Raw genomic sequence first — 25,046 nt, 5'->3', positions numbered from 1 at the left:
TTTCAACCGTATGTGAATGCTCTTTACTTTTAAGCGACCAATAACGACTAATTTTCGCTCCATTCCGATCATAAATAAGCAAATGAGCCGGCCTAAGCTCTTCAATTTCATTATAAATTCCATGACCAGGTGTGCGTGAAGGTGCTAACCCAACAATATCTGCGAGGCCATCTGCTTTTATCACTGGTTGGATTTGCCGATGGGCAAGCAAAGCCTTTAGCTCAGATCCGAATAGCAAACAACCATGTCGCACCGTATAAAAGAGTGGCTTTACACCTAAACGATCGCGCGCAAGCAATATACTTTGGTCTTGCTCATTCCAAACAGCAAAAGCAAAGATGCCATTTAACTTCTCTAAACATTGATACCCCCATTCGATATAAGATTTTAATAAAACCTCTGTATCAGAGTGACCTGTAAACGTGTGACCAACTGCTAGCAATTCCTTCCGCAAATCCTCCGTATTATACAATTCTCCATTATAAACTAATGTATATGTTTTTCCTTTGTATGTTCTTGTCATCGGCTGTATGCCATTTTCCGGGTCAACGACTATTAACCTTGCATGGCCAAATGCTGCATGCTCTGACGTCCATACTCGTAAATCATCAGGTCCACGACGGTTCAACGTTTTGGCCATCTTCGTTATTTCATTTGTTTCTTTACGTAAGTCATATCTCCAATCAATCCAACCAGTAATACCACACACGTATCATCCACTCCTTCTAGGAAAAAATATCCATTCTCCCTTAACAAATACGTTATTTATTGTATTCCAATACCGCTAGGACATAGAACTATACGCTATCGTATTCAACAAATTCATAACATGTTAATCTTATTCTCAACGAAAAAAGCTTGTTTCAAAAAGTCTATAACTTCTTGAAGCAAGCTTGAATCCACTAACTATTTTTTATAACGCTGATTCGTGTTTTTCTTAATCCGACCAACTGAGACAGAACTCCATTTCCAAGTGCAATCCCTACTAAAATAATGACAACCCCGATCCATTGAACGACGGAAACGGTTTCCTTTAATATAATCGTAGACATGAGAATGGCCACTGGAAGTTCCGATGAAGATAATATAGTTCCAAGTCCTCCACCAACCTTCGGCATGCCAATTGAAAAGAGCAATGGTGGTAATAGTACCCCAAATAGCCCTAAAAATAATCCATATGGTGCAACGGCAATCATCGTTTCAAGTGGAAATCCTTCACGTATATAAGTTGGTAAAAAGATGATGAAGACAACAACAAAACCTCCTGCTGTTAGCCAAGCACTCTTTTGAATTGCTGGTACCGTTTGAGCAACTTTCCCGCTTAAATAAATAAATGCAGAAAAACTCATCGCAGCAAGCAACCCCCAAATGGTTCCATACCATGTTAACTCAAGTGAGCTCATAAAGAAGCCGCCAGCCAAGATTGAACCAATCATACACGTACCAATTGCCATGATTCGTAATTGATTCGGCTTCTTACGATCAATGAACCATTCTAATAAACTTCCAATCCATACAAACTGAAATAAAAGTATAATAGCAATCGATGCATCTATTGTTTGCAATGATTGATAATAGAAAACACCTGTTAACCCCATCGGAAGTCCAGATAAGAAGACCTTCGTTTTTAACGAGTTTGTAAGCTGATCTTTTTTTACAAATGGAACAAACACCCAAATGAGCAAAAGACCGAATAGAAATTGTAATCCTGTTACTTGAGCTAACGTAAATCCATTTGTATAAGCTAATTTCACAAAGGTTGATAATAATCCAAAACAGCATCCTCCTAAAAAAACAAGTAACGAATAAAACCAAATAGGCTTCATTAAACACACTCTCCTCCCGCGCAAAAAACCACACACTTGCTTTGAGCAAGTGTGTGGTGAAAATAGGTTATACCTAGAAAAGTCCACATCCATTCATTCGATGAATGGTTTATCAAACATGATCCCTAACTAGTTTAAAAGCAATACATAAAACTGTCAATCTTTTTCATTGACTTGCGAAATAACTCTACTCGTTAATAAAGATTGTCCATGATGTTGATTAGTCCTCTTTCGCATCAAGAGTAGGATCTACCTTTATTTTTGACTTAATCTTTTCCCTGCTATTTTTTCAATTAATGTCGGGAACAGCTGGTATAAGGTTGAGCCAGCTCCCATCCAACGAGGTAAATTAACTTCTCTTTTTGGTTTTTCCATTAAACGAATCACCTTTTCCGCTACATCTTTTGATTGAAGCATCCACTTTTCAACGTTTTTCACATAGGAGCCTGCTTCATCTGCTCTTGTGAAAAAGTCCGTTTGAATCGGTCCAGGATTAACTGCACTAACATAGATATGATTCGGAGCTAATTCCATCCGTAGACTATTCGTAAATCCTAACACGGCATGTTTGGTTGCTGCATATACGCTCGCTTTCGGTGTAGCTAGCTTACCAGCTTGAGAAGCAATATTAATAATATGTCCGCCTTTTTGTTCAATCATATACGGAACGACATATCGAGTACAAGTGATTAAACCTAACACATTCACATGAAACATTTCCTTCATCACATCAAGTTCTACATCAATTAAATGTTCAAAAACACCAAAACCAGCATTGTTAATTAACACGTCGATACGTCCTACCTTAAGCATGATTGAGTTAATCACTACTTCTAGGTTGTCTATATCTCCTACATCAAGCTGAAACGTATGTGCCTTTCCACCAGTATTTTTTATTTCCTCCTCGATCTCAAGTAATTTATCTATTCTTCGCGCTAGTAATACGACCGTATTACCTTGCTTAGCTGTCTGCAGAGCAATCTCTTTCCCTAAACCACTCGAAGCCCCAGTAATCCAAACCACTTTCCCGTCCATCGTTTCAAGCCTCCAAACTAATGAAATTATCCGAAATTTCTTTTTTCTAATGAAAGTCAGTTGACGTTCGTATTCACTCTCTCTTATAATAAACAAAACAGAAGAAAATAGCGACGAAAGGGATTAGTAAATGACGATTATGTGTAAAGAGAGTGACTCCACCGGCTGAAAGGGTCATCACCGCTAATCAATTGAACCTGCCCTCGAGCTAGTCTATTGACCGTTCACCCACGTTACGGGTTTAAGTGGACATTCGATTTGAATGTCAATAAAGGTGGTACCGCGGATACAGTTCGTTCGTCCTTTTCAACAAGGATGGAGGAGCTTTTTTACGTTAATCCCCTTTAGAAAATTCATGCATTGTAGGAATGAGGAGATGAACTATGGGCCGTCAACGACTAGTTGTCAAAATCGGAAGCAGCTCTTTAACAACAAAGCAAGGTGCATTGAGTATGGAAAAAGTATCCCTTTTTGTTGAAGCAATCGCGAGACTAAAGCAGGAAGGCCATGAAGTGATTATGATTTCTTCAGGTGCTGTCGCTGCTGGCTTCGGTGCTATTGGTTATCCTACTCGACCTATTACGATCCAAGGAAAACAAGCTGCTGCTGCAGTCGGCCAAGGCTTACTGATGCAAGCGTATATAGAGCAATTTACCAATTACGGTCTTACGCCTGCCCAGCTTTTACTAACTCGACAAGACTTCTCTGATCAAACACGATACGGAAATGCCTACTCAACGTTAACAGAATTATTAAAGCGTGGAGCGATTCCAATTATTAATGAAAACGACTCTATTTCGATCGAAGAATTAACATTTGGAGACAACGATATGCTATCAGCACTCGTTAGTGGACTTATTCATGCACGAACATTATGCCTTATGACTGATGTAAATGGATTGTATGATGCAAATCCACAAACAAATCCTCAAGCTAAAAAGATTCATTTCATTCCACAACTGACAGATGATCTTATGAATATTGCCGGTGAATCAGGTTCTAAAGTTGGCACAGGTGGAATGAAATCAAAAATAAGCGCCGCTAAAACCGCTTTGTCTCTCGGGGTAAATGTCTTCATAGGAAAAGGGAATTATCCTGCTATGTTCACTGATATTCTTTCAGGTAAAGGCGATGGAACGTATATCGGTTCTTTCACTCATGAAGCTGTTATGCCAATGACAAAGCAATGGATCGCCTTACATTCTAAGACAACCGCTTATCTGACCGTAGATCAAGGAGCAGCAACAGCTCTCTTATCTCGAGGTAAAAGCTTGCTTCCTGTAGGTATTAAACAAATTGAAGGAACATTTAACAAAGGTGAAGTCATTGGAGTATTAAATGAGAAGCATGAGTTAATTGGCAAAGGTAAGGCTGCCATGACCTTCGATGAATTAATAAGCTATCAGAAGACTCAACAAGAAACCCGTGAAAATGAAAAACAAAAACAACCCGTGGTGATCCATCGTAATGAATGGGTACCAGAGGAAAAGGAGAAGATGAAACAATGAGTGAATTAATCACAAAAGCCAAAAAAGCGAAGGATTGCGCTAGACTACTTGCTACAAAAACAACAGAAGAAAAAAATGCTGCCCTACTAAAAATGGCTGATGCATTACTTAACGAGAAGGATTTCCTCATTAAAGAAAACAAAAAAGATATCGAAGTCGCTCGCCAAAATGGCACGAGTACAAGTTTAATTGATCGTTTAACGCTTACTTCTGAACGGTTAGATGATATGGCAGAGAGCTTAAGACAAGTGTCTGAACTATTAGACCCTGTTGGTGAATTGCTCACTAATTTCAAGCGTCCGAACGGTTTATCCATTGATAAGATCCGTGTACCACTAGGAGTCATTGGAATGATTTACGAAGCACGCCCGAATGTTACCATTGATGCTTCTAGTCTTTGTTTAAAATCAGGAAACGCTGTTCTTCTACGTGGTAGCTCATCAGCAATTCATTCGAACATTGCACTCGTCAAAGTTGTCCAAAACGCTCTAAAAGAAACGACAATACCAATTGATGCTATTCAACTACTAGAAGATACAAGTCGTGAAACTGCAAGTGAAATGTTTACACTTAATGAATATTTAGACGTACTGATCCCACGTGGCGGAGCTTCCCTCATTCAATCTGTCGTAAAAAATGCCTCCATTCCTGTATTAGAAACAGGTGTCGGAAATTGCCATATCTATATTGATGAGTCTGCAAATGTCGAAATGGCCATTGAAATCGCGGTTAATGCCAAAACACAACGACCATCCGTATGTAATGCTGCAGAAACGATTCTCGTTCACCAAGACTGGGCGAACAACCATTTCTCAAACTTACTCAATCAATTAGCTGATAATGGTGTCTCATTCGTTGGCGATGAAAGAACACAAGCGAAGGATGACCGAATTAAACAAGCTACGGAATTAGATTGGGCCGATGAATTCCTTGACTTGAAGGTAGCCATCAAAATCGTTTCCTCCATTGATGAAGCACTTGAACACATTTATAAATATGGAACGAAGCACTCTGAAGCGATTATAAGTGAAAACGAAGAACATGTCGCAAGATTCTTTAACGAAATTGATGCAGCTGCTGTTTATCATAATGCTTCAACAAGATTTACAGATGGCTTTGAATTCGGCTTTGGTGCTGAAATTGGTATTAGCACGCAGAAGCTTCATGCACGAGGACCAATGGGGTTAGAAGCTTTAACATCAACGAAATATATTGTACACGGAAATGGTCAGGTGAAATAATGAGTGATTTATTAGCAGGAAAAACGATTACATTTTTAGGTGCTGGTGCAATGGCTGAGGCGATCTTTGCTGGTCTAGTATCAGAAGGAAAAGTGCATGCGAATCAAATTATAGCAACAAATTTCAGTAATCAAATCCGACTTGATGAAATAAAGCAAACATACGGAATTCTCACAACACCACATCGTAAAGAGGCTGTGCAAAAAGCTGACATTGTTATTTTAGCTATGAAGCCAAAGCAATTAAAAGAAGCGATAGCTGGTATTAGAGATGCTTTCACAGAATCGCAATTGCTCGTATCTGTTTTAGCAGGAGTTTCTACTTCAACGATTGAGGAGCAGCTTCCTTTTGATGCAAAAGTCGTACGCACGATGCCTAATACATCGGCGAAAGTTGGTGAATCTGCTACGGCTATTTCGAAAGGGGCGTTTGCAACTGAACAAGATTTATCGTCAGTGATTGATTTGTTTTCAGTCGTTGGAACGGTATCAACGGTCATTGAAGAAAAAATCGACTCTATTACCGGCATTGCTGGTAGTGGTCCTGCCTACTTTTATTATTTTGCCGAAGCTATGGAAGCAGCAGCGGTCGAGGCCGGGTTAACACTTGAAGAAGCGAAGCCTTTTATTGCTCAAACAATCATCGGAGTTGGAAAAAGGCTACAAACGACCAATCAATCTCCAAAGGAGCTATACGAGGAAGTCATGAGCCCTAATGGTGCTACCGAAGCAGGAATTAACGCATTACGCTCCCATAACGGTCAAGAAATGATGAAAGAAGCGATCGCAAAAGCGATTAAACGCTCCAAAGAGCTTGGTAAATAAATATACAAAATACATCTATAAAGGCGGCTACGGCCGTCTTTCATTGTTTTGATTATTTAGCATGTTTGATAGGAGCTATAGAAAGGAGACGGTCAATACGAAACATTCGTGTTTGTTTTCTCTCTAAGCAGAAAGCAATAAAATGCTTATCGTTATATGACTTAATTCGTATTCTTCTTTGAGATAATACACCTCCTTTGGCTTCATAAATGATTTCCAAAATGACACCATCATTTTGACTAGCATCGAATAAAAATGGCATATAATCGTTCAGCTCCTTTCTAAGTTGTATTATATACGAACATACATTCTCTAGTCAATTATTTCAAACGATAATTTTAGGCATATCCCTTTTTTACATAATTCGTTTTTAGTAAAATAAAGACAGCTTGTTTTGGAGGAGAACTATAACATGACCGAACCAACTACATATTCAAACTCATCATTTGTTCGACGTATACAGAAGATCGTTTTTCACAAAGCTTTTACGACAACCATTATTATTTTCATCCTTATTAACGCTATTATCGTAGGCTTAGAAACATACCCGGAATTATATCATTCATACAAAAGCTGGTTTTTCACAGTCGATTATATATTGCTATGGATTTTCACGATCGAAATTGCGATGCGCTTTATAGCGACAAAGCCGACGCATGCTTTTTTCCGAAGTAGCTGGAACTGGTTCGACTTTTTAATTGTAGCAGCTGGCCATATATTTGCAGGTGCTCACTTTATTACCGTATTACGGATATTACGAGTTCTCCGTGTGTTACGTGCGATTTCCGTTATCCCCTCGCTCAGGAGGCTTGTAGATGCACTTGTCATGACGGTTCCTGCACTAGGAAACATTATGATTTTAATGAGCATCATCTTTTATATTTTTGCTGTCATTGGAACGATGCTGTTTGCACATGCAGCACCTGAATATTTCGGTAATCTTCAATTAACATTACTAACCCTCTTTCAAGTCGTGACACTAGAATCTTGGGCCAGTGGTGTGATGCGCCCTATTTTTGCCGAAATCCCGTGGTCATGGCTATATTTCATCATTTTCATCTTAATTGGTACATTTATTATCTTTAACTTGTTTATTGGTGTCATTGTAGGCAATGTTGAAAAAGCCAACTTAGAGGAAGAAGAAGATGAAGTAAAGAAGGAATTGTCCGAAGTGAAACAGGAGCTTTCTGAAGTGAAAATGATCTTAAAGAAAATGTCTGAATCAAAATAAACATTTCGTGAATAAGGATGTGTCATTAGATTCGCTCTAACACATCCTCTATTTCACATTTTATTACTTAAAAAATCAGGTATCCGTGCCATAACCTTTTCTTCTTCGATCTGAAAGTCAAATACGTGATAAAAATCATGTGCATCTTTCGTTCCTAAAAAGCCAAATAAATGAGATAATTTTTCTGAATGTACGATCGAATCTATTAGTTGCTTGCCTATTCCTTTTCCTCTATATTGTTCATCAATAAACACATCACACAACCCATACATGGTAGCTTCGTCTGTCACAATTCGCGCAAAACCAATTTGTTTCTTTCCATCGTACACACCAATTGATTTATTAATCGTTTCTCTTCTTCTTTTATTCGCCCAATAACTGCTAGCCAGAAATCGATAGATCACTTCCCTATCTAATAATGATTTATCATCACTTATGACGATCTCCTCCATAATGAATGATCCCCCCTCATTAAACTTTTTTTACATATTCTCTTTCCAGAACAAAAACACCTCCAAATGTCGATAAATAATTTATACGACTCTGGGGGTGTTTTTTCCTGTCTCATATTATCGGGGCACTCTAATATAGTCATACAGGTCTTTTCTCATTGATTATTCGATCGATTCATCTGCACCGCCAAAGAACTCTTGATACAATTCGCGAACGGCGCGATCCGTATCCTCGGCATGAACTCCTAGTACTAAGCTGACTTCAGAGGAACCTTGGTTGATCATCTCGATATTTACACTTGCTCGTGCTAACGCTGCCGTGGCTCGTGCTGATACACCGACTGTATTATGCATTCCTTCTCCTACAATCATCACCATTGAAAAGTCGTGTTCAAAATAAACATCGTCAACACACAACTCTTTTTGAATACGATCTATAATACGTTCCTCAATTTCTGCTGTCAATTGATGCTGACGTACAATAACGGACGTATCGTCAATTCCTGAAGGCATATGTTCATATGATAGCCCTTCATCCTCAAGAATTTGTAGAAGCTTTCGTCCAAAACCTACTTCACGGTTCATTAAATACTTACGTACATAGATCGTTGCAAACCCTTCATCAGCAGCAATACCAATAACCGGGCTTAAGAAATATTCACGCTCAGAAATAATCATCGTTCCCGTTGAAGCAGGATTATTCGTATTTTTCACACAAACTGGAATTCTATTTCTAAATGCCGGAATTAACGCTTCATCATGAAAGACAGAAAAACCTGCATATGATAATTCACGCATTTCACGATATGTCATTTTTTTAATTTTGACTGGGTTATCGACAACGTTTGGGTTCGCTGCAAAAACCGAATCAACATCTGTGAAATTTTCATATAAATCGGCCTTCGTTCCCGCTGCTACAATTGATCCTGTTATATCCGATCCTCCTCTTGGAAAAGTGACAAGAGTTCCTTCCTTTGAGTATCCGAAAAATCCAGGAAACACAATAACTTCATCAGAATCACGTAATTTTTCAAGATGCTCGAAGGTTTCCGGTAAGACTTGTGCATTACCTGGTTCATCACTTACAAGAAGCCCTGCATCTTGAGGGTTTAAATAAGTCGCATTTAAACCAATTCGCTGAAAATAATCGGCTATTAATTTAGCGTTATTGTCTTCACCACTCGCTTTAATTAAATCCATTAATGATTCTGGCCGATTACGATCGAATGTTAAACGGTCACGCAAATCCGCTTCAATCGTTGCTACAATCTCTTTCCCTAAATCAAGTCCATCTGCAATGTCTTCATATCTAGAAACAACAGCTTGTAGTTCTGCTTCGGCTTCCCCTTTTTCCAAATATGCTTCTCCTAATGCAATTAATAAGTCCGTTACTTTCGTATCATCACTATAACGCTTTCCTGGCGCAGATACGACAATCACTTTCCGCTCAGAGTCATCAGCCACAATAGCTGCTACTTTCTTAATTTGTTCGGCACTCGCAACTGATGTTCCTCCAAATTTTGCAACTTTCATTGTTTGTCTCCAGCTCCCTCAAATGTCTTCTCTCTACTCGAATGATAAGTTATTAGAACATTCTCAATATATCATAATCAACCATGATACGCAAAAGGCTATCAGTTGCTTTTTATCGTTTCTAACATTCTCACAACGTATGACAAATGGTCATCTAATCTTATCCAATATATCGTCTAAAATCATAGCAGAACCTCAATTTTTCAATCAAAAATGGCCATTAAAAGAGGTTTTTTTTCACCTATGAACGCATTATCAGTGCAGCTTGATTCACTTTCATACTCTAGCTCATTGGCATAGTGATAGGTCGTTTCCTCTAAATTGTTCGTTAAATCTGCTTGATCAAAACATTCAGGAGCACTATATACATGTAATGTATGGTCTACAATCGTTCTTGTGTCAGCGGAAGGCTGAACAGTAATAGGTATAGTGAAGCCCAGTATTAGAAGAATCCCCGCCAAACTAATGAATATCCATGTTCCCTTTTTCAAATAACCCACTTCCTTTTTACACTTAATCGTTTCTAAGTACTTTTGTAGTGTAATATGAAGGTTAAATTCTGTAAATAGAGAGACATTGTTAAGCAAATCTGTTTCACATTTAAGTTGAATATGGTAGCATAAATTTGTTCTAATAATCTTTGTTTGAACTCAACATAAAGTTGGGTTTCAAGTTAGAATGATAAGGGAATACCTTTTTAATGTAAAATATATGCTACTTTATTAATCAGGAGTTGATATGTCATGAAACAATTACCACCAAAGGCAGAGCGTCATCGTCATTTTGGTTCAGTAGATCCGATTGTAGGAACTAAACCAACAGAAAAGGAAAAGATGCCTGACCTTCAAAATAAACCAGATGATTTTTATTTCCCTATTCAGCAAGTTGGGATTTCGGATGTGAAATACCCTGTCATGATTGAATCCGATCTAGCTCCGACTACACAAACGACTACTGCTACTTTCGCTATGACAACAAGTCTCGAACAAGACTTTAAAGGCATTAATATGAGTCGTTTAACCGAACAGCTACACGTTTATTTTCAATCCCATTTGCTATCTCTTGAATCGCTAAGAGAATTTTCAGCGATTTTAGCACGAGAGATGAAGCAACAAGCAGCAGATGTTCAAGTTCAATTTCCGTGGTTCTTTACGAAAACAAGCCCTTCTATGCAAAAGGAAGGGATGGCTCATGCAGATATCACGTATAATGTTCATTTTGACGAAAAAGAAGGCTATACGTCAGAAATAACGATGAGAGCTGCTGTTACAACACTTTGCCCTTGTTCGAAGGAAATTAGTGAGTATAGCGCTCATAATCAAAGAGGCTTTGTCACAATGACTGTACGAGTAGCTGAAAGTGCTGATGTTGATTGGAAAGCAATTTTATTAGAAGCTGCTGAAAGTAATGCAAGCTCAATATTATATCCTGTCTTAAAACGCCCTGATGAAAAAGCGGTCACGGAACGTGCTTATGAGAACCCTCGTTTTGTCGAAGATCTTATTCGCCTTGTTGCATCAGATTTGTATGAGCATGAGTATATCCAATCATTTGATATTGAATGTCGTAATGAAGAATCCATTCATCAGCACGATGCCATTGCTCGACTTTCATTTAAAAAGTAAACGAAAAAACAACTTACACAAAATCTAGAGGCTAAGCTTCTAATTGTGAGAAAGGTGAATTTGAGCGTGCTCAAATTCACCTTTCTCTATTTTCCGTGTAAATTATCTTAGTTATTGGGCAGTAAACTTTCTTACATTCAACTTCTTCTAGACAAGTGGAATAGAGTGAAAATCACTCGACTCCTGCGGGAAGGGCAAGATAAATGAATAAAGCACTCTCACCTTTCAAATACTAACCCGTATCATATTTCTAAAAGGAGATGACAAATAGTGACACAATCAAAGAGTCAAAAAGAACGACAATTTCGTAAGCGAAAAAATGCCCAACATCCTCATGGTAAAGTTCCCTCTTTAGCAGAAATTGCAAAAGACGATGAAAAACGATCATAGAAGCAAAATAGTGTAACAGATAGTCTATACAATTAATAAGTTAAAATACTTAAGGAGCATTGAAAAAGGTAAATCAATGCTCATTGAGCGCTGTCCGTTCTTATCCTTAATCATCATATTCATCAAAAATTTTATTTCTTATAAGCTCTTCCACATATAATTGGCGATCCGACCTCCTTAAAACAGAATCAGAAACGACCATCTTTAATAGCCTTCGACGCTTTTCCTTCGAAATGTCCATCTGTCTTAAACGCATACGCACCTCATACAAAAACGCTAAATCGTCTTCAATATGTTCATCCAAATTTTGTTCAATCTTCTGTTTCATTCGCTTCGTATAAAGTGGGCTACTCCCATTTGTCGTAAGAGCAATCGTTAAATCTCCTCTTCTAATCGTTAGCGGAAAATGAATATCACTGAGCTCATGATCTGTCGCAACATAGACAAGCTGATATGGCTTTTTGTATTGATAAAGCTCCCGGTGTAAGCTTTCATTTGGTGTTGTGAGCAATAGGACGTCTGCATCGAAGCTTCTAGGTTCAACAATTACCTCCTTGACCCATGTTACCGTTTCATTGTTAATATGAACTAGAAATTCATCATGAACAGTTGGAGAGTAAACGATTATCTCTTTCATCCGAGCGTGAATAAGCTTTTCTACATGTCTTGCTGCTACACGGCCTCCACCAACGATCACTGCCTTCTTACCTTCTAACGCTAATACTATCGGTAGACGTTTCATTCAATTTAGCCCCCATTATTAGCATAAGCTAACCGAAATTGACATGTATCACAATTCACTTGTACATCATCGTTTAACACTTCTTCAGCGCGACTTGCAAGAACTTTAATTAATTGGTCATCAAACCCTAAATAATCACATAAGATAAACGTTCGATCCGTCGTTTCAGACCAATCATCGAGCATTTCTTGTAAGCTTTTCATGAGTACACCTGTAAATAATAAATAAGGAACGACATACGTTGTTTGATAATCAAACCGTTGAAGGCGCTGTAGACCTTCCTCAACTGTCGGACGAGCTGCAGCTAGAAAACAAACCTCAACTTCTGACACAGGGGTATACTCCCAAACTAAACGTGCTATTTTCATTAAATCACTCGTATTATCAGGGTCACTACTTCCACGCCCTACGAGTAAAATAGATACCGGCTGACGATCTTCATAACGCGGACGGTCCGCTCCGACCTTTAGACCTGCTGCGGCAAGGCGATCTTGAATGATATGAACAACGGTTTGTTCCACACCAATCGGCTTACCATATGTAAACGTTATATGTGGAAACTTACTTTTGATCACATCAATAGCTTCTGGAATATCAACCTTCGCGTGGCCTGCAGTAAGCAGAAGAACAGGAAGTACCGCAATGTCTGTAGCTCCCTGCTCAATACAGGATTGCACACCTTGCTCAATCGTAGGTTCAGCAAGCTCCAAGAAACAGCATTCTTGAATCGTTACTTGTGGTTGAGCACTCTTGGCTTTTTCCACAAAAGCTAATAATTCTTCATTCCCTGCCTGCACACGACTCCCATGACCGACATACAATATCGCTTGCATTTCATCACCTTCTCTTTTTTTGTAATACATGTAATAGCGCTTCAAACGTCGGCTTTTCTAAACGATGATCAATTCGATACCCTAATTGTTCAGCCACTCTCTCTGATTCTGGTCCAAAACAAATAATCTCTGCTCTGTTCGAGAGCGTCAAAGGGGTTTGATCATGATCAGCCATTTGTTCTGTAACGACACGCACTGATTCAGCACTTGGAAAAATAATCGTATCAATTCGATCTTCTTCAAGTAAACGTCGACAAGTCCCATTTGATTGATGAATGACTGTCAAAGCATGTGAGATAAGACAATCATGCTCTCCATAACGCTCTTGTCTCGTTAACACGTTCTTTATGATAGATTCTGGCCCTATAACAAGCCTTTTTCCATCTTTTTGTAATTGGTTTAACGAATAGGAAAGGCATGCATACGATTGAATGCGTAATTGTGACTTTGTTGATGCACCGTAAAAGGAAGCATTGATAGAGCGAATATCTAAGTGCTTACGCTGTAAATCTCGAAAAAACCAATCAACACTCTCTTCCGAATGAAAAATAATTTGCTCATATTGTTCATATGGAAACGGCGGTTCATTTGTATAATCATTCATTTTCATACGTGGAAATTCGAATACATCTGCCCCATTATCGCGTAATTGATTTGCTATTTTACTTTTACTACTAGAAGTACGAGCAAATAAGATATGTTTACTGAAAAGGGGTTGCAATTCAAACCAGCTTTCCTTCGTACGTAGTTTTGTCACATCTCCAACAAGTGTAATAGCCGGATTCGTAAATTTTTCTACCAATACTTTATTCACAATCGTCTCTAATGTCCCTGTCAATACACGCTGCTTACCAAGTGTTCCCCATTGAACGAGCATAACTGGTGTACTTGGGTTACGGCCATTTATTGTTAATTGTTCACAAATATAAGGTAAATTTTTGACCCCCATATAAAAGGCGATTGTATCAATTCCAGTCGCTAATGCTTTCCAATCTATTTGAGGTTGTCCATTCTTCGACTGATCATGACCTGTGACAATCGCAAATGAAGCGCCGTATTCACGGTGAGTTACAGGTACACCTGCATAAGTTGAAGCTCCTATCCCAGCTGTAATGCCAGGAATAATTTCATATCGTATCCCGGCAGCTTCTAACGCTGCAGCTTCCTCACCGACACGACCGTACACACTTGGGTCTCCTCCTTTTAACCGAACAACGATTTTCCCTTTCTTAGCATAATCCACTAGTAATTCTTGTATCGCTTCCTGTCTAAGAATATGTCGATCTGGTAATTTCCCACAATAAACAAGCTCAATATCTGGTTTTGTTTGCTCAAGCAATAACGGATTGACAAGACGATCATACAAAACCACATCCGCCTTCTCTAAACATTGCTGTCCTTTTATCGTCATTAAACGAATATCTCCAGGTCCTGCACCTACTAAATATACATAGCCCTTATTCATCCGATCCGCCCCACATTCTATTCCTACTATTTTTATCTATTTAATCAATTATAGTATAGACTACCATTCTCATCAACGATCTTCTCTTGCATAATCGTTATTGTACTACTTTATCGACTAATATTTAAACTGACAATAAAAAATGTCAGATAATCTAACATAAGTTATCATGATCATTAGAAAGTTGTGCTAATATAAAAGAAAAGAGTAGACATTCAAGCAGAAAAGTTGTGGGGTGGAAAGGATGTCATCATCGTATAAAGATAAAAAAGTTATCACAATCGGAGTAGTGAGTGAACTAACAGGACTATCGGAGAGAAAAATACGTTATTATGAGGAAAGAAAGCTTGTATACCCCGAACGAACAAAGGGAGGTACGAGAAAATACTCCTTTTTGGACGTCGAACGATTAGTAGATATCGCAAATAAGATGGAAGATGGAATGCAAACATTTGAAATTAGACGAATGGAACAGAAGCAATTAAAGAAAAAGGAAGTTCGCGAACGCATGCTTCGTGGTCAGTTAAATGCCGCTTTCAAGATGCGCAAATAATGTTAACGAAAAACATCATACATGCAGAGAATTTTCATAATCTTTTGATTATACATTTCTCTATACAAAAACAAGCATTTCACGTAATGCTTGTTTTTTTGTATAGTTCATTCTCATATTTAGGAACAACTGTGACAAACTACACGTAACATCAAGTTGTGTACTCGAATACAGGAGGAAAAAAACATGAAGCGAGTATTTCTCACATGTCTAATCATTTTTACTTTTTTCAACTTCATATTGATGCCTTCCCTTTCATTTGCTCGAAACGAGCATCAAGTTGCTATCATCATCGATGATTTCGGCGGTCATGTAAAAGGAGTCAAATCTTTCCTTCGTGGAGACATTCCCATTACCGTTGCTATAATGCCTTTTTTAGAGCATTCAACTGAGCAAGCGGAACTCGCCCATTCAGTTGGTCTCGAAGTGATGATTCACTTACCTATGGAACCTAAAAAAGGTAAAGCTTCTTGGTTAGGTGAAAACGCGATTACGAGTGATTTGTCAAAAAAAGAAATACGAAAAAGAGTGACCGAAGCCATTGACAATGTTCCATATGCTAAAGGATTAAACAATCATATGGGCTCAAAAATTGTTGAAAATGAACAGATTATGCGAACGATACTTGAAGTTGTTAAAGAACACGATTTATATATCATTGATAGCGGAACAAGTTCTAAATCACATATTCCCACATTGGCAGAGGAAATGAACATCCCTTATGCTAGCCGAGATCTTTTCTTGGACGATACTCATTCTTCTCACAATCACGTTTCAAACCAAATGATGAAACTACTCGCAATCGCTCAAAAGAAAAAAACAGCGATCGCTATTGGTCACGTTGGAATTGAAGGAGACGAGACATACAAAGGGATATCAGATTGTCTCCCTTTGTTTAACGAAAAAGAAATTAACATTGTACCAACGTCACATCTCATTCATACAAACATCGATGACGATCACGAGGGATTTTGGCATCCAGAAGAGGAGGATCATTTATGATCAAACAAATGGAAGATCAATTCGTTACGACATTTACCGCAAAAGACGGTCGTTTCGTTCGGCTTCGACCTGCAACTATTCAAGATGCCGAAAATATCGTTACATCCGTTGAAAGTATTATAAATGAAGGGACCTATTTACAAAAGGAACAAGCCCGTACTGTAGATGAAGAAAGAGAATTCATACAAAATATGCAGCAATCGCACAATATGTACGCAGTTGTAGAATTAGACGGTGTCGCTAGAGGAATCGCTCGAGTTATTCGCGGAGAATTGAAAATGAAGCACCATACTGGCATGTTTCGGACATGGCTATATGAGGATGCTCAAGGTATAGGTATTGGTAAGCATTTGATGAATTATACATTAGATTGGTGTCGCGTGCACAAGCTACACAAATTGTGTTTAACCGTTTTTTCAACAAATGATGTCGCTGTCAAGCTTTATGAGAAGGTTGGATTTGTGATTGAAGGAATTCAACGAGAGCAAGCATTGATTCATTCTCAATATGTAGATGAGATATGGATGGCTTACTTTTTTCATAAGGATGGTGTTAGAACGTGAAACCATTCATAACAGGTGTCATCATCCTGACCATTTTCGGACTAGGACTATTTTTTATTCAACAAACCTTTATGACAGAACCTCCTTTCTCTGTTCAAGAAATTGATGTTAAGAAACAAGTTGAATCAACATCCATTGACCATTTATTAGCCGAAGATTTGGCATTGTCTACGTCGATTTTCATTCATCAATTATCTGAACAGCTTCAACGTTGGTCCGAGCAAGATTTTTCAGATCGTACGTACTATGAGAATTTCAAAGAAGAATTAACCGAGCATCCACATTTCCAAAGCTTCGCTATCGTTGAAGACGATAGAATAATCGTACAAGCAGGCGCATTAAAAGACATCGATCCAAACGAACTCACACACCGCCATCACAAAAGCCTATTTTCTGACCCATATAACGTAGATAGCACACACTACATGATGATCGGTGAAACTCTTTCTAATAATAGAATCGTTATCGGTGAAGTCGATCTCACGTTTATTCAAAATTATATGGAGGACCTTGCTTCTATAGCTGATACAAACGGTTCCTTTTTCATTTCAGGAAACAACCCTGACGTTGAATGGCAAACGACTGATGAATTGCCAGACAATCTACAATCCGAAACAGTTCCTGAGCTCGGTTGGGAAATTTTTGTTCATTCTGATCATAAAACGCTTGATTTAGAAAGGGAATATATCGAACATCAAGCAGTTATTAAGTTCCGTGACAAAGAAACTGCATCGATCTGGTTTGCTGACCAGCCGGAACTGACAATCCTTGAAAATAAGAATCCCTTATTTCTTATTGAATCCAAACAAAATGATACGATCGAACTTATTAACCGCTTAAAAAATGATCGGCATCTTGCCATTGTCGAACCTAATTACACGTTATCAAAGCAAATCAGTACGATTGCAACACCTGTCTCTACTACTCGTCAATTAAGTAATGTTGAACCAAATGATGAATTTTTCAAGCCATATCAATGGAACTTAAATCAAATCGAAGTTGAACAAGGGTGGAATTTTTCTAATGGTGAGCAAATGAAAATCGCAATATTGGATACAGGTGTCGATCCTAACCATTCTGACTTAAAAGACAAGCTTATAAATGGGTACAATGCATTAGATGACAGTGATGACTTTAACGATACACATGGACATGGAACTCATGTAGCAGGTATAGCTGCTGCGTTAACGAATAATGTTACAGGAATCGCCGGTGTTTCTTGGGATAGCTATATCATCCCGATTAAAGTATTAAATGAAGAAGGAGAGGGCTCATCATACGAAGTCGCTAAAGGGATTTATTGGGCTGTCGATCACGGAGCCAATGTCATTAACATGAGTCTTGGCGACTATCATTCATCTGATTTGTTATATGACGCCATACGCTATGCCTATGAACAAGATGTTGTCCTTATTGCTGCTTCTGGAAACGATAACGTTGAAGATCCGATGTATCCAGCACGTTACCCTGAGGTATTAACTGTTGCTGCTGTGAACGATAAGCGAAATCGAGCATTTTTCTCCAATTTTGGTTATCACATTGACGTAACAGCACCTGGCGAACATATTCCGAGTCTTTTTCCAAATGACCATTATGTCGTCATGTCTGGTACTTCAATGGCCGCACCTCATGTTTCTGGCTTGGCCGCGTTGCTTCGTTCTAACAACCCAGAGCTCTCAAATGATGATATCTATCAAATTATAACGAACACATCAACTGATCTAGGAACAAAAGGATATGACCCTTATTACGGCTACGGAGAAATTGATGTAAATGAAGCTCTTCGTTCTGTCCATCAATAAACGTAAGCCCGTAACACAAAAGAACGATACCGTTTGTTTGGTATCGTTCTGTATGATTATAAGCATATTAGAGTGGTCGTTCAAAAAGAAAAAAGCGGAGGGCACTGAACAACCTCTTATAGAATTTCATTTTCTTTTAAATAAGTGATAATCGTTTCAATTGATTCCTCTACTGAAAGCTTATCAGAGTCAATAATTAACTCTGGCGATTCTGGTTCTTCATACGGAGAGCTAATACCTGTAAATGAAGGGATCTCACCAGCGCGCGCTTTCTTATATAATCCTTTAGGGTCACGTTGCTCGCATGCCTCTAAGGAGCAACGAACGTAAACTTCGATAAACTCCCCCTCCTCAACCAACTCACGCACACGGTCACGATCCTCTTTAAAAGGAGAGATAAACGCTGTACAAACAACCGTCCCCGCATCTACAAATAGCTTAGCCACTTCACCAATGCGACGAATGTTTTCTTTCCTATCCTCATCGCTGAAGCCTAGACCTTTATTTAAGCCGTGACGAACATTGTCTCCATCGAGAATATAGCTCGCTTTGCCTTGACGAAACAATTGCTGCTCTAACGCATTTGCCAATGTTGATTTTCCTGCACCTGATAATCCTGTAAACCATAAAATACAACTTTTATGGCCGTTTCTTTTTTGTCGTTCTTCTTTTTTTATCGTTGTATCATGCCAAACAATATTCTGATTTTGTCCCAACTTTTTCACACCTTTTCTGCAACAATTCAATCCTTATATTCCTGCACCATCATCATAAGTCGTTCGACGATCTTGTCTTACCGTTCTGTATAAGCTATATGCACCCGCAGTGGCAATTAAAGCACTTAACAATACAGCTAGAGAATAATAATCACCTTCTTTAAAAAGAAGAATGAAGCCATATGAAAGTACGAGAGAAAACAACGGTGAAACAATCCACACTTTCACAATTTGCTTTAAAATACTTTTTTGCCATAGTCGAAATCCACCATCGACTGTACCAATCCCAATAATCGCTGATGTCGTTACTTGAGTTAACGGCACAGGTAACCCAAATACTGAGGCAGTAATAACGAGCGAACCACCTGTAATCGAAACCGTACTCCCTTGCAATAGACTCAATTTCGTAATACGTTTCCCGTTCGTTTCAAGCACTCTGCCACCAAGTAAAATCGCTCCTAACGCTACAAAGAAGCCCCCCATAATGATCCCGATATGAACATCAATAAGTCCTGCTCCAACAAGCGGCCCTACAGCATTTGCCACATTGTTCATCCCAGCAGCAAAGGCTTCCATACAAGCACTCACAATTAAAAGAATAGCTAAGGCTTACGCCATTTTCCCTTTCCATTTAACATTGGATATTTATTCTCAAGTCTTTTCACTAAATGACCAAACACAAATGCTAGCAAAAAGGCTACGACCGGCACAATTACCCAAAACGAAACGATTACGAGTAATGAATTAAAAAATAACGCTTGATAAGCAATTCCAGCGCCGACAATAGCTCCAACTACAACCTCACTTGTCGATAACGGAATTCCCAGTAAATTAGCAATAAAGAGAGAAAGGCATGCAGCCGCAAGAATAATAATGACGACCTCAACATCGACAATGGAAGTCGGAATGATCCCACTGCCAATCGTGCGAACAACCTCTCCTCCTGACAAAGCTCCTAAAAAGGCAAATGCGCCAACGAGTAACATCGCTACTCTCTTTTTCGGTATGGCACCACTTCCATAAGCCGGTCCCATTGCCGCTGCTGTCCCACTTGCTCCGATATTCATTGCGAAAAAGCACGCAATTACAATTGCGACAATGGATAATGTCATACAGCTTCTTCCCTCCTATTGAGGTCACCAAAAAAGTTAAAAACCAACCTTTTTCAGCGCCCTCTCTATTAAGCATGAACTTGCTTCTTCATACCTCTAATCAATACCTCTACTACTTCTTTACGACTAAATTCAGGGGGTGGGGTTATACCATCTGACAGCATTTGACGAACCTTCGTCCCTGATAAGATGACACGATCCTCTTTTCCATGAGGACATGTTTTCGTAGAAGCCATATTCCCACAAGCTTTACAATAAAAACTATGCTCGAAGAAAAGCGGCTCAATTGCCAACTCACCTTTTTCAAACTCAGAAAAGATCAGTTGAGCATCATATGTTCCATAATAATCACCAACACCCGCATGATCACGTCCGACAATAAAATGAGTACAACCAAAGTTTTGGCGAACAATAGCATGGAATACGGCTTCACGAGGTCCTGCATATCTCATCGCCGCTGGAAAAACAGCTAAAAAGACGCGATCTTTCGGATAATATTTATCTAGCAGTACTTCATAGCTTTCCATCCGTACATCTGCTGGTATATCATCTGATTTCGTCTCACCGACTAACGGATTCAAAAATAGACCATCAACGATCTCCAAAGCTGATTTTTGAATATATTCATGTGCGCGATGGACAGGGTTACGCGTTTGGAAACCGACTACACGATTCCAGCCCAATTCAGCAAATTTCTTTCTTGTCTCTTTCGGATCTAAATAATACTCTACAAAGCGATCACGCTTTAACCGCTTCGTTAGCACAATCGGCCCTGCTACATATACATCGTGACGATCAAATAACTTCTTCACACCAGGATGAGCTAAATCAGAAGTGCGATAAACGTTTTCTGCCTCTTCCTTCTTATTAGGCTCATACACTTCTTCAACTGTAATGACTCCATACACATCTCCATTATGAATGAGCTTAACTTTTTCTCCTCGTTGTAAAGAATTGGCTATCCCTTTCTCAACTGGCAATGTAATTGGAATACTCCAAATCGTCCCATCTGAAAGCCGCATATTACGAACAACACTTTCATAATCTTCCTTATTTAAAAAGCCCGTTAAAGGACTAAATGCCCCCACCCCAATTAATTCTAAATCTGATAACGCAAATGAATCTAATTGAATTTCTTTTGTCAGTGATGAAACGTTATAGTTAGGGTCAAATAGTTGAACTAATGTTCCACCATGTGCTTGAATAGTTGTCATAATTCATTTCCTCCTTTATTATATGCCACTACCATTAACATGGAGTCCGCACTCTGTCTTTTCTGAATTCGCCCATCTTCCACTTCTTGGATCTTCTCCTTCAGCAACGGGCTTCGTACAGTATTCACATCCAATGCTAGGGTATCTCTTATCATGTAATTCATTGTAAGGAAGTTTGTGAAGGCGAATGTACATCCAAATTTCTTCTTCTGTCCAATGAATTAACGGACACACCTTTATCGACTTAAAACGGTGATCCTGGTTAACAAATTGTGTGTTTGCCCTTGTAGGCGATTGTTCTCGACGTAACCCTGAGAACCACGCATCATATTTATCCAATTCTCGTTGTAATGGAGCTAACTTTCGAATTTGACAACAAGCATCTGGCTGTCTTTCCCATAGTTTATCTCCATACTTCTCAACTTGTTCTTCAGGTGTCAATTCAGGCTTAGCAAGTTCGATTTTCAATGAAGGGTATTTAGATTTCACTTGATCGATCAGATCATACGTTTCCTTGAAATGAAAATTCGTATCCAAAAAAACAATTTGTGCATCTTTCTTCACCTTACTTATTAGATCAATTAAGACCATTCCTTCTGCACCGAAGCTACAAGAATACACGAGGTTATCGCCAAACGATTCATACGCCCATTTAATGACATCAAGTGTATCTTTATGTTCAAGCTCTTCATTAATTTTTTTATACTCATTCTCTTGCAATTGCTCATAGGTTAAAATCATCAGCCTCTCCCCTCCTCGCTAAATCGAAATTCATTTAATCCCTATAAAAAGATATGAATTATTTGTTTAATAGTATTCTATCCATTTCCAATGGTTTTGTCAATTGAGATTCAATATATCCAACATGAAAATTCATTACTAATAAAACGTTTATTCCCTTCCCATTTATAAGCACAAAAAAAGCCTAGAAAACAACTCATGAACGAGTTCTCTTCTAGACTTTCAATTATTCGACAAAATTAATAATCTCCCCACTAACATTTTCGATTTCTACATTCCCTTGAGCACTTTCTATAAGCGTCACATCGCCATCGACTTGATTAATTGAAATATGACCAGCACCACTTCGAACAGACACTGTGCCATCAAAGCCTTCTAATTCAATATCCCCCTTCCCATTCGTTATCACAATATTCCCTGCAGATTCCGTGACAATTGTCTGACCTGTAGCATTATTTATTCTAGTATCCCCTATAACATTCATTAATTGAACAGAACCAGCCCCATCTGTAATCGTCACGTTCGCTTCAACATCTTCTACTACAAGACTATCCGTCCCGTGCTGAACAACGAGTTCCTCCTGTAATCCTTGAATATGTAACATACCCGCATTTTGTTTCAACTCAACTTTCAAATGAGCTGGTACCGAAATTTGTAAATGAATATCGCCCTCTTCTGATTCATTGGCTATACGTTTGACTGATGATTTCAACATGGCCACACCATCAACATTTTCTAATGATAATGTAAGATTGCGTTCTAAGAAAGCCGCAGCTAGCTCTTCCTCATCACTTATAGCTGAAAAAGTCGCTTCAACTTCAATCATATTTGTGCTGTCGCTTGAACGAATATGAACATCACCTTCATCATGATCAATCATAAAAGTATCTATATTGTTTGCATCAAGCTCTAATAATTGCTGCTGTTCGACCGTTTCTAAATTGCAGCCTACTAATAGAATAGCAAGTGCCAAACTACCTATCCGTAAAAAGTGTTTCATTATGTACTCCTCTCCAGAACGTTCTTCATTCATTAGTTTACAGGAAGTCTGATTAGAAACAAACAGATAAAATCGTCATGATTGTGACAATTACTCACCTTATAGGAATAATAACAGCAGGCTGTTTAGTCTGATAAACAAACTCAACTTTATATCCTTGCTTTCTCCTCTTTGAAAACGTACCTTCCGTAATCGGCCTAGGAGTGGACCATTGTAACGAATCGAGACATTCCCATGAACGATGTGTAATGATTTCACTCTTATAATAATAACAATTTCCTGATGGATATTGATGACAAATATATTTAACCGTTTGCTTCGTATGCATCTAAAAAGTACCTCCTTTTTATCGTAATTGTTCCCGAAAAAACAGAAGCTTATAATTCGATATCGATAAGCAAACATGCTACTATATAATTTGCAAGATATTAATAGCGATATTGGAGGGACTTCCATGACGAGTAAATTATTTTCACCCGTTACGTTTAAAGGAATCACGTTAAAAAACCGAATCGTGATGTCACCAATGTGTATGTACTCTTCTGACACGAAAGATGGTCATGTACGTCCTTTTCATATAAGTCATTATGAATCTCGGGCTGTTGGGCAAGTTGGTCTTATTATGGTTGAAGCAACAGCCATTACCCCTGAAGGACGTATCTCAGATCAAGATTTAGGTATTTGGGATGACAAGCATCCGGAGGGACATCAACAAATTATCGAGCGCGTTCACGAGCACGGTGCGAAAGCTGCGATTCAACTAGCTCATGCAGGGCGGAAATCAACCGTCAATGAAACGATTTACGCTCCTTCAGCTATAGCCTTCGATCAAATAAAGACGCCAACTGAATTATCAATTGAACAAATTGCCGAAATAATTACCGCTTTTACGAACGGAGCAAAACGAGCAAAAGAAGCCGGCTACGACATCATTGAAGTCCACGCTGCTCATGGGTACTTAATCAATCAATTCTTATCACCTTTAACGAATAAACGAACCGATCAATATGGTGGAACGTTAGAAAACCGGTTCCGGTTTTTACGTAGTATTATCGAAAATATACGAAGCGTGTGGAGCGGCCCACTTTTCGTTCGAATTTCAGCAGATGAATATTCTGAACAAGGAAATTCGTTAGAGGATTTCATTACATTATCAAATTGGTTGAAAGAATTAGGCATAGACTTAATAGATGTGAGTACAGGTGGAGTCATTCCAACTGGTCCAAGCGAAGTGTATCCTGGCTATCAAGTGCCTCATGCCGAAGCAATTCGAAAAGGAGCAAATATCGAGACAGGTGCAGTTGGACTTATCACAACTGGTATTCAAGCCGAAGAAATCCTCCAAAACGGACGTGCAGACTTAATCTTCATCGCGAGAGAACTATTGCGTAACCCTTATTGGCCACTTAGCGCAGCAAAGGAACTTCAAGCGAACATCCAAGCACCTAACCAATACGAACGCGCTTGGTAAGAACAAACCCGCTTTGTGGTTCGTTAAAAGCAATGTTCGGATTCATCAACTGCTTTTGAAAGGGAACTACTGCTAATCAAATGAACAGTACTGGGACAAAAGTATTTTCATAAGTGAGATACCGAACAAATCTAGAGTGGAGCACATTCACCGCTCCTGAAATATAC

26 protein-coding genes, 1 pseudogene and 1 other annotated feature are annotated in these 25,046 nt (G+C 38.7%); of the genes and pseudogenes, 11 read left to right on the top strand and 16 right to left on the bottom strand.

Annotated elements, in window-relative coordinates; translation table 11 throughout:
- From JCM9152_RS10080 to JCM9152_RS10070, 3 genes are all read right to left on the bottom strand, one after another.
- Nucleotides 1-709: asparagine synthetase B family protein (locus tag JCM9152_RS10080; protein ID WP_035343771.1), on the bottom strand; the 709-nt coding region annotated here is incomplete at its 3' end.
- Nucleotides 710-902: 193 nt separating this feature from the next.
- The gene (locus JCM9152_RS10075) at nucleotides 903-1,826 is read right to left on the bottom strand and encodes an EamA family transporter (protein WP_035343769.1); all 924 of its coding nucleotides are present in this window, start codon (nucleotides 1,824-1,826) and stop codon (nucleotides 903-905) included.
- Between the two features lie 255 nt (nucleotides 1,827-2,081).
- Nucleotides 2,082-2,861: an SDR family NAD(P)-dependent oxidoreductase gene (locus JCM9152_RS10070; RefSeq protein WP_035343767.1), complete on the bottom strand. Its 780-nt coding sequence runs from the start codon at nucleotides 2,859-2,861 to the stop codon at nucleotides 2,082-2,084.
- Between the two features lie 104 nt (nucleotides 2,862-2,965).
- Nucleotides 2,966-3,169: a binding site (T-box leader), on the top strand.
- Between the two features lie 75 nt (nucleotides 3,170-3,244).
- Between JCM9152_RS10070 and proB the strand changes: the two genes are divergently transcribed.
- From proB to proC, 3 genes are read left to right on the top strand one after another with little or no spacing between them, the layout of a single operon-like run.
- Nucleotides 3,245-4,369, top strand: coding sequence for a glutamate 5-kinase (gene proB, locus JCM9152_RS10065; protein ID WP_035343764.1), 1,125 nt, complete (start codon nucleotides 3,245-3,247; stop codon nucleotides 4,367-4,369).
- Nucleotides 4,366-5,610: a glutamate-5-semialdehyde dehydrogenase gene (locus JCM9152_RS10060; RefSeq protein ID WP_035343762.1), complete on the top strand. Its 1,245-nt coding sequence runs from the start codon at nucleotides 4,366-4,368 to the stop codon at nucleotides 5,608-5,610. The genes proB and JCM9152_RS10060 overlap by 4 nt, the downstream gene beginning before the upstream one ends.
- Nucleotides 5,610-6,434 carry a pyrroline-5-carboxylate reductase gene (gene proC, locus JCM9152_RS10055; protein ID WP_035343760.1) on the top strand — a complete coding sequence of 275 codons (825 nt, stop codon included), beginning with the start codon at nucleotides 5,610-5,612 and terminating at the stop codon, nucleotides 6,432-6,434. The genes JCM9152_RS10060 and proC overlap by 1 nt, the downstream gene beginning before the upstream one ends.
- A 52-nt stretch (nucleotides 6,435-6,486) precedes the next feature.
- Here proC and JCM9152_RS10050 read toward each other — a convergent pair whose 3' ends face one another.
- A complete protein-coding gene (locus tag JCM9152_RS10050; protein WP_035343758.1) occupies nucleotides 6,487-6,696 on the bottom strand; it encodes a hypothetical protein in 210 nt (69 codons plus the stop codon).
- Between the two features lie 150 nt (nucleotides 6,697-6,846).
- Between JCM9152_RS10050 and JCM9152_RS10045 the strand changes: the two genes are divergently transcribed.
- Nucleotides 6,847-7,665 carry an ion transporter gene (locus JCM9152_RS10045; protein WP_035343756.1) on the top strand — a complete coding sequence of 273 codons (819 nt, stop codon included), beginning with the start codon at nucleotides 6,847-6,849 and terminating at the stop codon, nucleotides 7,663-7,665.
- Between the two features lie 53 nt (nucleotides 7,666-7,718).
- Here JCM9152_RS10045 and JCM9152_RS10040 read toward each other — a convergent pair whose 3' ends face one another.
- The 3 genes from JCM9152_RS10040 to JCM9152_RS10030 all read right to left on the bottom strand — a co-directional run bounded on the left by JCM9152_RS10040 (nucleotide 7,719) and on the right by JCM9152_RS10030 (nucleotide 10,141).
- The gene (locus JCM9152_RS10040; protein WP_035343754.1) at nucleotides 7,719-8,117 is read right to left on the bottom strand and encodes a GNAT family N-acetyltransferase; all 399 of its coding nucleotides are present in this window, start codon (nucleotides 8,115-8,117) and stop codon (nucleotides 7,719-7,721) included.
- 162 nt (nucleotides 8,118-8,279) lie between these two features.
- Nucleotides 8,280-9,650 (bottom strand): aspartate kinase, encoded by a 1,371-nt coding sequence (locus tag JCM9152_RS10035; RefSeq protein WP_035343752.1) that lies wholly within the window; start codon nucleotides 9,648-9,650, stop codon nucleotides 8,280-8,282.
- Between the two features lie 203 nt (nucleotides 9,651-9,853).
- Nucleotides 9,854-10,141, bottom strand: a complete 288-nt coding sequence (locus tag JCM9152_RS10030; protein WP_035343750.1) for a hypothetical protein — start codon at nucleotides 10,139-10,141, stop codon at nucleotides 9,854-9,856.
- 252 nt (nucleotides 10,142-10,393) lie between these two features.
- On the opposite strand from JCM9152_RS10030, the gene folE2 reads away from it, so the two are divergent.
- Together folE2 and JCM9152_RS23260 are read left to right on the top strand one after the other, a co-directional pair.
- Entirely contained in the window at nucleotides 10,394-11,275 is an 882-nt protein-coding gene (gene folE2, locus JCM9152_RS10025; RefSeq protein ID WP_035343748.1) for a GTP cyclohydrolase FolE2, read from the top strand.
- A 270-nt stretch (nucleotides 11,276-11,545) separates the two neighbouring features.
- The gene (locus JCM9152_RS23260) at nucleotides 11,546-11,665 is read left to right on the top strand and encodes a DUF6254 family protein (RefSeq protein WP_235715683.1); all 120 of its coding nucleotides are present in this window, start codon (nucleotides 11,546-11,548) and stop codon (nucleotides 11,663-11,665) included.
- A gap of 106 nt (nucleotides 11,666-11,771) precedes the next feature.
- On the opposite strand, the gene JCM9152_RS10020 is transcribed toward JCM9152_RS23260, so the two are convergent.
- Genes JCM9152_RS10020 through cobA form a run of 3 tightly spaced genes read right to left on the bottom strand, consistent with a single transcriptional unit; the run spans nucleotide 11,772 to nucleotide 14,705 of the window.
- Entirely contained in the window at nucleotides 11,772-12,407 is a 636-nt protein-coding gene (locus tag JCM9152_RS10020) for a precorrin-2 dehydrogenase/sirohydrochlorin ferrochelatase family protein (RefSeq protein ID WP_035343746.1), read from the bottom strand.
- 5 nt (nucleotides 12,408-12,412) lie between these two features.
- Nucleotides 12,413-13,240: a sirohydrochlorin chelatase gene (locus JCM9152_RS10015; RefSeq protein ID WP_035343804.1), complete on the bottom strand. Its 828-nt coding sequence runs from the start codon at nucleotides 13,238-13,240 to the stop codon at nucleotides 12,413-12,415.
- 4 nt (nucleotides 13,241-13,244) lie between these two features.
- Nucleotides 13,245-14,705: a uroporphyrinogen-III C-methyltransferase gene (cobA, locus tag JCM9152_RS10010; protein ID WP_035343744.1), complete on the bottom strand. Its 1,461-nt coding sequence runs from the start codon at nucleotides 14,703-14,705 to the stop codon at nucleotides 13,245-13,247.
- A gap of 244 nt (nucleotides 14,706-14,949) precedes the next feature.
- Here cobA and JCM9152_RS10005 point away from each other — a divergent pair, with 244 nt between their 5' ends.
- The 4 genes from JCM9152_RS10005 (at nucleotide 14,950) to JCM9152_RS09990 (ending at nucleotide 18,625) form a co-directional block, all read left to right on the top strand.
- Nucleotides 14,950-15,258 carry a MerR family transcriptional regulator gene (locus tag JCM9152_RS10005; protein ID WP_035343743.1) on the top strand — a complete coding sequence of 103 codons (309 nt, stop codon included), beginning with the start codon at nucleotides 14,950-14,952 and terminating at the stop codon, nucleotides 15,256-15,258.
- A 186-nt stretch (nucleotides 15,259-15,444) separates the two neighbouring features.
- Nucleotides 15,445-16,260 (top strand): divergent polysaccharide deacetylase family protein, encoded by an 816-nt coding sequence (locus tag JCM9152_RS10000; protein WP_035343741.1) that lies wholly within the window; start codon nucleotides 15,445-15,447, stop codon nucleotides 16,258-16,260.
- Entirely contained in the window at nucleotides 16,257-16,823 is a 567-nt protein-coding gene (locus JCM9152_RS09995; RefSeq protein WP_035343739.1) for a GNAT family N-acetyltransferase, read from the top strand. Before JCM9152_RS10000 ends, JCM9152_RS09995 begins: the two co-directional genes overlap by 4 nt.
- Entirely contained in the window at nucleotides 16,820-18,625 is a 1,806-nt protein-coding gene (locus JCM9152_RS09990) for a S8 family peptidase (protein ID WP_035343737.1), read from the top strand. Before JCM9152_RS09995 ends, JCM9152_RS09990 begins: the two co-directional genes overlap by 4 nt.
- Before the next feature lie 116 nt (nucleotides 18,626-18,741).
- On the opposite strand, the gene cysC is transcribed toward JCM9152_RS09990, so the two are convergent.
- The 6 genes and pseudogenes from cysC to JCM9152_RS09960 all read right to left on the bottom strand — a co-directional run bounded on the left by cysC (nucleotide 18,742) and on the right by JCM9152_RS09960 (nucleotide 23,736).
- On the bottom strand, nucleotides 18,742-19,341 hold the full coding sequence (cysC, locus tag JCM9152_RS09985) for an adenylyl-sulfate kinase (RefSeq protein WP_035343735.1): 600 nt from the start codon (nucleotides 19,339-19,341) through the stop codon (nucleotides 18,742-18,744).
- A 33-nt stretch (nucleotides 19,342-19,374) separates the two neighbouring features.
- Nucleotides 19,375-20,453, bottom strand: a pseudogene (gene cysP / locus JCM9152_RS09980) (sulfate permease).
- Between the two features lie 68 nt (nucleotides 20,454-20,521).
- The gene (sat, locus tag JCM9152_RS09975; protein ID WP_035343733.1) at nucleotides 20,522-21,667 is read right to left on the bottom strand and encodes a sulfate adenylyltransferase; all 1,146 of its coding nucleotides are present in this window, start codon (nucleotides 21,665-21,667) and stop codon (nucleotides 20,522-20,524) included.
- A gap of 18 nt (nucleotides 21,668-21,685) precedes the next feature.
- Nucleotides 21,686-22,408 carry a phosphoadenylyl-sulfate reductase gene (locus JCM9152_RS09970; RefSeq protein ID WP_035343732.1) on the bottom strand — a complete coding sequence of 241 codons (723 nt, stop codon included), beginning with the start codon at nucleotides 22,406-22,408 and terminating at the stop codon, nucleotides 21,686-21,688.
- A 226-nt stretch (nucleotides 22,409-22,634) separates the two neighbouring features.
- A complete protein-coding gene (locus JCM9152_RS09965; RefSeq protein ID WP_035343730.1) occupies nucleotides 22,635-23,408 on the bottom strand; it encodes a DUF4097 family beta strand repeat-containing protein in 774 nt (257 codons plus the stop codon).
- Nucleotides 23,409-23,502: 94 nt separating this feature from the next.
- Nucleotides 23,503-23,736, bottom strand: coding sequence for a hypothetical protein (locus tag JCM9152_RS09960; protein WP_035343728.1), 234 nt, complete (start codon nucleotides 23,734-23,736; stop codon nucleotides 23,503-23,505).
- 126 nt (nucleotides 23,737-23,862) lie between these two features.
- Between JCM9152_RS09960 and namA the strand changes: the two genes are divergently transcribed.
- Nucleotides 23,863-24,879 (top strand): NADPH dehydrogenase NamA, encoded by a 1,017-nt coding sequence (gene namA, locus JCM9152_RS09955; protein ID WP_035343726.1) that lies wholly within the window; start codon nucleotides 23,863-23,865, stop codon nucleotides 24,877-24,879.
- Nucleotides 24,880-25,046: the final 167 nt, after the last annotated feature.

It is taken from the genome of Halalkalibacter hemicellulosilyticusJCM 9152 (assembly GCF_000513115.1).
GTDB lineage: Bacteria > Bacillota > Bacilli > Bacillales > Bacillaceae_D > Halalkalibacter > Halalkalibacter hemicellulosilyticus.
Note: the sequence above shows the minus strand (reverse complement) of the source record. Positions and strands in the feature narration are given on the sequence as shown.

Coding starts and splice junctions, on each gene's coding strand:
- proC (WP_035343760.1), top strand. CDS start 5,610: ATGAGTGATTTATTAGCAGGAAAAACGATTACATTTTTAGGTGCTGGT.
- JCM9152_RS10040 (WP_035343754.1), bottom strand. CDS start 8,117: ATGGAGGAGATCGTCATAAGTGATGATAAATCATTATTAGATAGGGAA.
- JCM9152_RS10035 (WP_035343752.1), bottom strand. CDS start 9,650: ATGAAAGTTGCAAAATTTGGAGGAACATCAGTTGCGAGTGCCGAACAA.
- JCM9152_RS10005 (WP_035343743.1), top strand. CDS start 14,950: ATGTCATCATCGTATAAAGATAAAAAAGTTATCACAATCGGAGTAGTG.
- JCM9152_RS10015 (WP_035343804.1), bottom strand. CDS start 13,240: ATGCAAGCGATATTGTATGTCGGTCATGGGAGTCGTGTGCAGGCAGGG.
- sat (WP_035343733.1), bottom strand. CDS start 21,667: ATGACAACTATTCAAGCACATGGTGGAACATTAGTTCAACTATTTGAC.
- folE2 (WP_035343748.1), top strand. CDS start 10,394: ATGAAACAATTACCACCAAAGGCAGAGCGTCATCGTCATTTTGGTTCA.
- cobA (WP_035343744.1), bottom strand. CDS start 14,705: ATGAATAAGGGCTATGTATATTTAGTAGGTGCAGGACCTGGAGATATT.
- JCM9152_RS10050 (WP_035343758.1), bottom strand. CDS start 6,696: ATGCCATTTTTATTCGATGCTAGTCAAAATGATGGTGTCATTTTGGAA.
- JCM9152_RS09970 (WP_035343732.1), bottom strand. CDS start 22,408: ATGATTTTAACCTATGAGCAATTGCAAGAGAATGAGTATAAAAAAATT.
- proB (WP_035343764.1), top strand. CDS start 3,245: ATGGGCCGTCAACGACTAGTTGTCAAAATCGGAAGCAGCTCTTTAACA.
- JCM9152_RS10000 (WP_035343741.1), top strand. CDS start 15,445: ATGAAGCGAGTATTTCTCACATGTCTAATCATTTTTACTTTTTTCAAC.
- JCM9152_RS09965 (WP_035343730.1), bottom strand. CDS start 23,408: ATGAAACACTTTTTACGGATAGGTAGTTTGGCACTTGCTATTCTATTA.
- JCM9152_RS09995 (WP_035343739.1), top strand. CDS start 16,257: ATGATCAAACAAATGGAAGATCAATTCGTTACGACATTTACCGCAAAA.
- JCM9152_RS10045 (WP_035343756.1), top strand. CDS start 6,847: ATGACCGAACCAACTACATATTCAAACTCATCATTTGTTCGACGTATA.
- JCM9152_RS10070 (WP_035343767.1), bottom strand. CDS start 2,861: ATGGACGGGAAAGTGGTTTGGATTACTGGGGCTTCGAGTGGTTTAGGG.
- JCM9152_RS10020 (WP_035343746.1), bottom strand. CDS start 12,407: ATGAAACGTCTACCGATAGTATTAGCGTTAGAAGGTAAGAAGGCAGTG.
- JCM9152_RS10060 (WP_035343762.1), top strand. CDS start 4,366: ATGAGTGAATTAATCACAAAAGCCAAAAAAGCGAAGGATTGCGCTAGA.
- namA (WP_035343726.1), top strand. CDS start 23,863: ATGACGAGTAAATTATTTTCACCCGTTACGTTTAAAGGAATCACGTTA.
- JCM9152_RS10075 (WP_035343769.1), bottom strand. CDS start 1,826: ATGAAGCCTATTTGGTTTTATTCGTTACTTGTTTTTTTAGGAGGATGC.
- JCM9152_RS09960 (WP_035343728.1), bottom strand. CDS start 23,736: ATGCATACGAAGCAAACGGTTAAATATATTTGTCATCAATATCCATCA.